The sequence below is a fragment of the Halomonas sp. genome (genome assembly GCF_014859505.1).
Taxonomy (GTDB): Bacteria; Pseudomonadota; Gammaproteobacteria; order Pseudomonadales; family Halomonadaceae; genus Halomonas.
Genome location: NZ_JACUUD010000139.1, coordinates 1 through 6,590, shown reverse-complemented (window position 1 = coordinate 6,590; position 6,590 = coordinate 1). Strand labels below are relative to the sequence as shown.

Annotated in this window: 7 protein-coding genes and 1 pseudogene; 6 read left to right on the top strand and 2 right to left on the bottom strand. The window is 66.3% G+C overall.

Annotated features, from left to right (window positions below; translation table 11 throughout):
• Positions 1-149 precede the first annotated feature (149 nt).
• The 4 genes from phnD to phnE (IBX53_RS13770) all read left to right on the top strand — a co-directional run bounded on the left by phnD (position 150) and on the right by phnE (IBX53_RS13770) (position 3,652).
• Complete coding sequence (gene phnD, locus IBX53_RS13785; RefSeq protein ID WP_290910237.1) at positions 150-1,172, top strand: phosphate/phosphite/phosphonate ABC transporter substrate-binding protein; 1,023 nt, start codon at positions 150-152, stop codon at positions 1,170-1,172.
• Positions 1,173-1,240: 68 nt separating this feature from the next.
• Complete coding sequence (phnC, locus tag IBX53_RS13780) at positions 1,241-2,047, top strand: phosphonate ABC transporter ATP-binding protein (protein ID WP_290910235.1); 807 nt, start codon at positions 1,241-1,243, stop codon at positions 2,045-2,047.
• Positions 2,034-2,849: a phosphonate ABC transporter, permease protein PhnE gene (gene phnE / locus IBX53_RS13775; protein WP_290910233.1), complete on the top strand. Its 816-nt coding sequence runs from the start codon at positions 2,034-2,036 to the stop codon at positions 2,847-2,849. Before phnC ends, phnE (IBX53_RS13775) begins: the two co-directional genes overlap by 14 nt.
• Complete coding sequence (gene phnE, locus IBX53_RS13770; protein WP_290910231.1) at positions 2,843-3,652, top strand: phosphonate ABC transporter, permease protein PhnE; 810 nt, start codon at positions 2,843-2,845, stop codon at positions 3,650-3,652. Before phnE (IBX53_RS13775) ends, phnE (IBX53_RS13770) begins: the two co-directional genes overlap by 7 nt.
• On the opposite strand, the gene IBX53_RS13765 is transcribed toward phnE (IBX53_RS13770), so the two are convergent.
• Positions 3,621-5,051 (bottom strand): lyase family protein, encoded by a 1,431-nt coding sequence (locus IBX53_RS13765; RefSeq protein WP_290910229.1) that lies wholly within the window; start codon positions 5,049-5,051, stop codon positions 3,621-3,623. The two genes, phnE (IBX53_RS13770) and IBX53_RS13765, sit on opposite strands and share 32 nt — an antisense overlap.
• A gap of 215 nt (positions 5,052-5,266) precedes the next feature.
• On the opposite strand from IBX53_RS13765, the gene IBX53_RS13760 reads away from it, so the two are divergent.
• Positions 5,267-5,650 carry a phasin family protein gene (locus IBX53_RS13760; protein ID WP_290910239.1) on the top strand — a complete coding sequence of 128 codons (384 nt, stop codon included), beginning with the start codon at positions 5,267-5,269 and terminating at the stop codon, positions 5,648-5,650.
• A gap of 166 nt (positions 5,651-5,816) precedes the next feature.
• On the top strand, positions 5,817-6,371 hold the full coding sequence (locus IBX53_RS13755) for a carboxypeptidase-like regulatory domain-containing protein (RefSeq protein ID WP_290910227.1): 555 nt from the start codon (positions 5,817-5,819) through the stop codon (positions 6,369-6,371).
• Positions 6,372-6,396: 25 nt separating this feature from the next.
• Here the strand turns inward: IBX53_RS13755 and IBX53_RS13750 are convergent.
• Positions 6,397-6,590, bottom strand: a pseudogene (locus tag IBX53_RS13750) (DnaA regulatory inactivator Hda); the annotation flags it as partial.

Genomic DNA, 6,590 nt, shown 5'->3' with positions numbered 1-6,590 from the left:
CCTGACCAGTCGGGCAAAGTGATTGACATCGACTCGTCACAAAACCTAGATTGAAGAGCGATATTTCGGATGCAAACACCACCGGATCGGGCGTGTCGAGTTTCGAGCATCGCCCTGTCGTCTCAACAACAACAAGCCAGAGGCACGCCATGCTGACCATCACCGTGAAGTCAAGAAATGCGTCACCCATCGCGTCAAGAAGATTCCCCCTGACCGCCCTGGCGGCCTCCGCCCTGCTGCCGCTATCGATGCTGCTGACTGCGCCTGCGCTGGCCGACTGCCCCCGCGGCGACCTGGACGCCATCTTCTGCGACGAGGACGGAGACATGGTCGCCGACCTGCCCGCCGACGAGTCCCAATGGGCCAATCCCGACACCCTGATCTTCGCCTATACCCCGGTGGAAGATCCGGCGATCTACTCCGACATCTGGCAGCCGTTCATCGACCACCTCGAGGAGGTGACCGAGCGCAACGTGCGCTTCTTCGCCGTACAGTCCAACGCCGCCCAGGTCGAGGCCATGCGCAGCGGGCGCCTGCACATCGCCGGTTTCTCCACGGGACCGACGCCCTTCGCCGTCAACCTGGCCGGCGCCGTGCCCTTCGCGCTGATGGGCTCCGACGACGGGCAGTTCGGCTACACCCTGCAGCTCTATACCCACGTCGATTCCGGCATCGACGACATCGAGGACCTCAAGGGCAAGCGGGTGGCTCACACCTCGCCGACCTCCAACTCCGGCAACCTGGCCCCGCGGGCCCTCTTCCCCGAACTCGGCATCGTCCCCGACGAGGACTACGAAGTGGTCTACTCCGGTAGCCACGATCAGTCGATGCTCGGCGTGGTGGCCCGCGACTATGACGCGGCCCCGGTGGCCTCCGAGGTGGTCGAGCGCATGGCGGCCCGCGGCCTCTATGACGAGGAGGACGTCAAGATCATCTACGAGACTGACGCCTTCCCCACCACCTCCTACAACTACGCCCACAACCTGCACCCCGACCTGGTCGAGAAGATCAAGGAGGCCTTCTTCAGCTTCGACTTCGTCGGCACGGCCCTCGGCGACGAATTCGAGGGGGTCGAGAAATTCGTCCCGATCAACTACCGGGACAACTGGCAGGTCATCCGCACCATCCAGGCGGCCAACGACGTTCGCTATACCCGCGACAACCTCGAGTGATCTCCGCCGCTGCCCCCGCAAAAACGGGGGCAGCGCCGCTTGCGAATCGTCATCGGCGAGGTGGATGAATGCTGGAAATCTCGAAGCTGGTCAAGCGCTACGGTCATGACGAGCCCGTTCTTCAGGGGCTGGATCTGGTCGTGGAAGACAACTGCGTGGTCTCCATTGTCGGGGCCTCGGGTGCCGGCAAGAGCACCATGCTGCGCTGTATCAACCGCCTGGTGGAGCCGACCTCGGGTTCCATCCGGCTCAATGGCATGGAACTGGTCAAGCTGCGCGGCAGTGCCCTGCGCAAGGCGCGCCGCAAGATCGGCATGGTCTTCCAGGGCTTCAACCTGATCGACCGGCTCACGGTCATGGAGAATGTCCTGGCCGGCCGGCTCGGCTATGTCAGCCTCTTCCAGGCCGTCACCCGGCGTTATCCCCCCGAGGACATCGAGCGGGCCTTCACCCTGATGGAACGCGTGGGCATCGCCCACTATGCCAACAAGCGCGCCGACGAACTCTCCGGTGGCGAACGCCAGCGCGTCGGGGTGGTGCGCGCCCTGATGCAGGAGCCCGAGGTGCTGCTCGCCGACGAGCCGACGGCGTCGCTGGATCCCCGCACCTCGGAGCAGATCATGATGTTGCTGCAGAGCCTGGCCAGCGAGCTGTCGCTACCGGTGCTGATCAATATCCACAACGTGGCCCAGGCCAAGACCTATACCGAGCGCATTGTCGGCCTGCGCCACGGCAAGATGATCTTCGACGGGGCACCGGCGGACTTCAACAAGGACGCGCTGGATGCCATCTATGGCGGCATCGAGGCACCGGACGATGCCATCACCGACGCCCCGGCGCAGGCAGAGGAGAGACAACGCCATGACGCCTCCTGAGGGCAGCACCCCGACCACACCGCGGACCTGGCGCAAGCCACCCTTCATCGCCAATCCACTGTTGCGCTACGGCCTGCTGGCAGTGCTGGTCGTCTACCTGGTCTGGGCCTTCGGCAGTCTGCCGTTCAACTGGGCGCGCATCAGCGAGGGTCTGCCGCGGGCGGCACGTATCTTCGGCGGAGGCTTCCCGCCGAGCTTCGAGCGCTTCGACCTGCTGCTCACCGGCTTCACGGAGAGCCTCCAGATCGCCATCCTGGCCACCCTGCTCGGCGTGGCGCTGTCGATTCCCTTCGCGGTGATGGCGGCACGCAACGTCGCCCCGCTGCCGATCTATCTGTTCGGCCGCGCGGTGATCATCATCTCGCGCAGCTTCCACCCGGTGATTGTCGCCATCCTCTTCGTCGCCGCGGTGGGCTTCGGTCCGCTGGCCGGGATCCTGACCCTGACGCTCTATTCCATCGGCTTCGTCGGCAAGCTGCTCGCCGAGGAGATCGAGGAGATCGACTGGGGCCAGGTGGAGGCGATGCGCGCCACCGGCGCCGGCTACCTGGCCATTCTCTTCTATGCGGTCTTCCCGCAGATTCTGCCTCGCCAGGTGGGGCTCTCGATGTACCAGCTCGACAGCAACCTGCGTGCCTCGGCGGTGGTGGGCATCGTCGGGGCCGGCGGCATCGGCGGCACCCTGATGAACGCCTTCGGGCGCTACGACTACGACTTCGCCTTCGCCATCCTGCTGATCATCATCGCGGTGATCCTGGTCAGCGAGGGCATCAGCGGCTGGGTGAGGAAGAAGATATGGTAGATCACGCCAACGCCCTGGCCGACCGCGTCTGGCGGCGCTATGACCGACGGGAGCGCCTGACCCGCTATGCCGTGCTGCTCGTGACGCTCATGGTGGTCGTCTGGGCATTGCGCGACATCGATATCTTCTGGCCCTGGGTGTGGGATGCGCCCAACCAGATCTCGAGCCTCGGGGCGCGCATGTGGCCCCCGGACCCCAGCGGCCTCGGACAGATCCTGACCGCCATGGTCGAGACGGTCCACATCGCCACCCTGGCCACCCTGCTGACGATCTTCATTGCCCTGCCGGTCTCCTATATTGCCGCCCAGAACACTACCCCCAATCGAGCCTGCCTGTGGCTGGGGCGCTTCATCCTGGTGTCGAGCCGCTCGGTGAACACCATCATCTGGGCGCTGCTGTTCGTGGCGATCTTCGGCCCCGGCGTGCTGGCGGGAATACTCGCCATCATGTTCCGGTCGATCGGCTTCATCGGCAAGCTGATGGGCGAGGCGATCGAGGAGATCGACCGACGCCCGGTGGAGGCCATGGAGGCCACCGGGGCCTCCAAGCTCAAGGTGATCGCCTATGCTGTCGTACCCCAGGTGATGCCGGCGTTCTTCGCCATCGTCATCCTGCGCTGGGACATCAACATCCGCGAGTCCACGGTGCTGGGGCTGGTGGGAGCCGGCGGCATCGGGGTGCTGCTGCAGGGCGCCATCGACACCTTCGCCTGGCCCACCGTGGCCACTATCCTGATCGCCATTGTCGCCCTGGTGCTGCTCGGCGAGGCGATCACCTGGCTCCTGCGCCGCAAGGTGATGTGAGCGACTCGGCGCAGTCAGGCCACTCCGGCAGGCCACCCCGGGTCAGCGCCGCCGGATCCAGCAGGCGCTCGAGCTCCTCCCGGGAGAGGTCGGTCTGCTCCTCGGCCACGTCCAGGATCGGCCGCCCCGCCTGATAGGCCTGCTTGGCGATGGCCGCCGCGGCGTTATAGCCGATCACGGCGTTGAGCGCCGTGACAAGGATCGGGTTGCGTGCCAGGGGCTCCGCCAGGTTCTCTTCGCGCACCCGGAAGGTGGCGATAGCCCGGTTGCCGAGCAACCAGGCGGTGTTGCTCATCAGGGTGATCGAGGTCAGCAGGTTATGGGCCACCAGCGGCAGCATCACGTTGAGCTGGAAGTTGCCGCTCTGCCCGGCGATCGTCACGGCGCTATCGAGACCGATCACCTGGGCGGCTGCCTGGGCGGCGGATTCAGGAATCACCGGATTGACCTTGCCCGGCATGATGGAGCTTCCCGGCTGCAGCGCCTCCAGCTCGATCTCGCCGAGCCCCGCCAGCGGGCCGGAGTTCATCCAGCGCAGGTCGTTGGCGATCTTCATGATCACGCAGGCGAGCCCCCTGAGCTGCCCGGAGAGCTCCACGGCGGCGTCCTGGGAGGCGAGGCTGGCGAAGAAACTCTCGCTGGGGGCGAAGGCAAGACCGGTCTGCTGCGACAGGTCCGCTGCCATGCGCTCGGCGAACGCCGGGGGGGCGTTGATGCCGGTGCCCACCGCCGTGCCGCCCTGGGCCAGGCGGCACAGACGCACCAGGGCGCTGTCCAGGCGCTCGACGGCCTGCCCCACCTGGCTCGACCAGCCGCCGAGCTCCTGGCTCATGCGCAGCGGCATGGCGTCCATAAGGTGGGTACGGCCGGTCTTGACCACGTCATCCAGCTCTACCGCCCGCGCCTCGATGGTCTCGCGCAGATGCACCAGCGCCGGGCGCAGCCGCCCGGTGACCTCCAGCGCCGCCGAGACATGGATGGCGGTGGGGATCACGTCGTTGCTCGACTGCCCCATGTTGACGTGGTCATTGGGCCCCACTTCGAGACCCTCGCGGCTCGCCAGGTTGGCGATCACCTCGTTGACATTCATGTTGCTTGAGGTGCCGGAGCCGGTCTGGAAGAGATCCACCGGGAACTGGTTGTCGTGCTCGCCGCGGATCACCGCCTCGGCGGCGGCAGCGATCGCCTCGGCCCGGGGGGCATCGAGCAGGCCGAGCCCGGCATTGACCCGCGCCGCCGCCAGCTTGATGCGCGCGATGGCATGAATGAAGGGAGGCGGCATCGGCTGGCCGGATACCGGAAAGTTGTTGACGGCGCGCTGGGTCTGGGCCCCGTAGAGGGCGCTGGCCGGCACTTCCAGCTCGCCCATGCTGTCTCGCTCGAGTCGCGTCTCGTTCATGGCTGGCTCCCTATCAGGCGGCGTTGGTGATCAGGTTCAGCCTGGCGCCGACGCCTCTGCACCGCAAGTTCCTCACGTCACAACGCCGTTGGACGGGGTATGAGATTTTTCGTCACGGAGGATGTTGCAGTGCACAAACCGCTCTGCTATTGTGCGTTGCAACAGGGCAGGCTTCCTGCTCCTCAACACCAGATGAACCAGGAGGTTCTACCATGATGAACGCCTTCAACTTCGACACCAAGCAGTTCGATACCCAGCAGTTCGACGCCCTCTTCTTCGGCCCGGCCCGTGCTTACGCCAGCCTGGCGGTGGACTACACCGAGAAGCTGGCCCACGCCCAGCTGGACGCCACCAAAGCTTACACCGACACCGGCCTGGCCCAGCTTCGCACCCTGTTGACCGTCAAGGATGCCGAGGGCCTGAAGAGCTACATGGAAGGCCAGCAGAAGGTCGCCAAGGACCTGGCCGAGCGCCTGAAGGGCGATGCCGAGAAGGTCGTCGCCCTGCAGCAGGACTTCGCCCAGCAGAGCCAGAAGCTGACCGAAGAGAACGTCAAGCAGGTCCAGGCTACCGCCACCAAGGCCACTGCCCAGAAGTAAGCCGCCGCTGCCGGCCAGGCCGGCAACCGCCGCACTTCGAAAAACCGCCGCCCTCCAAGGCGGCGGTTTTTTGCGTGCAAGTTAACGGGCAGGTTTCACGTGCCCTGGCCTGCGCTATGCTGGCACGGGCACAGGGCGCCGATGATTCTTCTCAGGGAGTGACACCATGAAACGCTGGATACCGATGCTGCTGCCGGGACTGTTGCTGGCGGGCTGCGAGCTCATGCCCCCTGCCCCGTCGCCCACCGATCGCATCGAGGTGATCGACCGCGAGGTCGAGCCCGCGGAAAGACCGCCCACCGTCGAGGAACCCCGTGAGGTTCCATCGGGCCGTGTGGCCCGCCAGGTGGCCTTCCCCGCCGCGGAGTATGCCTCCCTCGAGAAGACGGGCAGCGCCGTGATCAGCGGCCAGCTGACCATCGGCGGACGCCCCGTGCCCAATGCCGGCGTCTCGGCGGCCCCGGTGACCACCTACTCCGCCGAGGCGGCGGAGAAGGCCCTGGCCGGCATCGCCGTGGAACCCGCCGACCCGCGAGCCCGCGAGTACACCCATACCACCCGCACCGATGGTAACGGCCGCTTTCGCCTGAATGGTCTCCCCTCCGGCCACTTCTATCTTTCCGGCAGTGGCCCCGACCCGGCCAGCGGCCAGCCCCGGGTGGTGATCCGCCAGGTACAGCTGCGCAACGGCCAGCAGCTTGGCGTCGACCTCAGTCGCTGAGCGCCACCTCCTTGTGGCAACTGCTCTACCAGCCCAGCGCCTGCTTGACGAAGGGGATCGTCAGCCGGCGCTGGGCGGAAAGAGAGGCGCTGTCCAGGGTGCCCAGCAGCTCGAACAGCTCACCCAGCCGGCGCGGCCCGCGATGCAGGATGAAGCGGGCCACTTCGTCGGGCAGTGCCATGCCGCGTGCTCGGGCGCGCAGCTGCAGCGCAGCCAGGC

Bases quoted from the DNA above. Each gene is read 5' to 3' on its own strand.
- phnD (WP_290910237.1), top strand. From the start codon at position 150: ATGCTGACCATCACCGTGAAGTCAAGAAATGCGTCACCCATCGCGTCA.
- phnC (WP_290910235.1), top strand. From the start codon at position 1,241: ATGCTGGAAATCTCGAAGCTGGTCAAGCGCTACGGTCATGACGAGCCC.
- phnE (WP_290910233.1), top strand. From the start codon at position 2,034: ATGACGCCTCCTGAGGGCAGCACCCCGACCACACCGCGGACCTGGCGC.
- phnE (WP_290910231.1), top strand. From the start codon at position 2,843: ATGGTAGATCACGCCAACGCCCTGGCCGACCGCGTCTGGCGGCGCTAT.
- IBX53_RS13765 (WP_290910229.1), bottom strand. From the start codon at position 5,051: ATGAACGAGACGCGACTCGAGCGAGACAGCATGGGCGAGCTGGAAGTG.
- IBX53_RS13760 (WP_290910239.1), top strand. From the start codon at position 5,267: ATGAACGCCTTCAACTTCGACACCAAGCAGTTCGATACCCAGCAGTTC.
- IBX53_RS13755 (WP_290910227.1), top strand. From the start codon at position 5,817: ATGAAACGCTGGATACCGATGCTGCTGCCGGGACTGTTGCTGGCGGGC.